The organism is Niabella sp. CPT15-335-S11 (genome assembly GCF_058792415.1).
The window spans coordinates 1-566 of sequence record NZ_JBYTEI010000016.1; the positions used below are offsets into that span (position 1 = coordinate 1).

1 pseudogene is annotated in these 566 nt (G+C 42.0%); it reads right to left on the reverse strand.

Annotated elements, in window-relative coordinates:
• Positions 1-566 (reverse strand): annotated as a pseudogene (locus AC3WS5_RS15955) (DUF6443 domain-containing protein); the annotation flags it as partial.

A 566-nucleotide genomic window follows, 5' to 3' on the forward strand; every position in this document is an offset into this window, starting at 1 on the left:
CCTTCTTCAGTATTTACGAACTGCAAAGCATTATTTTCAAAGATCAAATTGCCGAGGTATACGGTGACTTTCTGGGGCTGTCCTGTTTCATTGACCGTTTTTGTCAGTTTGTTACCAACCCCGTCATAACTATATACAATACTCCCTTTTCCGGCTACACTAATATTCTCGGGTAAATTTAAATAATTATACCCGATATCAGTAATGTTTTTGTTTAAATCCTGTTTCAGGTTGCCATTATCATCGTAGCTGTAATCTATGTTATCACCTGTGTTTCCATTGTAAAAATCTCCCAGGTTTAAGTTGGCCGTTTGCCCGTCCGTTACCTTTTGCAGTTTGTTAGTACCGGGGATATAGGTGTAGGTAAGTTGGTCTATGGTGGTACTGGCGCCGCCGTATAAGCCCTGCTGCGTCATGGCCAGTATATTGCCATTATAGTCATAAGCGCTTTCGGGGTTTATGCCATCGCCCATCTGGCTGTTGAATGTCCCACTTTGTACCGTTCCTGTCAGCGCTTTAAAATCAGCTTTCAAAAGACGGCTGGTATTGTCGTATGCAAAATCATA